The organism is Flavobacterium sp. FlaQc-48 (genome assembly GCF_044007335.1).
In the GTDB taxonomy this organism is placed as follows: Bacteria; Bacteroidota; Bacteroidia; order Flavobacteriales; family Flavobacteriaceae; genus Flavobacterium.
In genome coordinates this window covers 1-207 of sequence record NZ_JBIPCR010000116.1, presented here as the reverse complement: position 1 = coordinate 207, position 207 = coordinate 1, and the positions used below count along the sequence as shown (strand labels likewise).

Annotated in this window: 1 protein-coding gene; it reads left to right on the top strand. The window is 43.5% G+C overall.

The window, feature by feature from the left end; all coding sequences use genetic code 11:
- Positions 1 to 207 (top strand): hypothetical protein (locus ACHRWY_RS27790; RefSeq protein ID WP_395359278.1); only part of this gene is annotated, 207 nt, incomplete at both ends.

Here is a 207-nt window from a genome sequence, read left to right as displayed (position 1 = left end):
CAAATGTAAGTGACACATCCACCGATCCTCTGCCATGTACTACATGCGCACCAGATCCAGGTTGTCCAACTTGTACGATTACGCCATTGGCACCTGCTTCAGGTATTTCAATTACCAAACACGGACAATTTGTCGATGTTAATAAAGACGGAAAAACCAATGTTGGTGACAGGGTAGAATACACCTTTGTGGTTAAGAACACAGGAA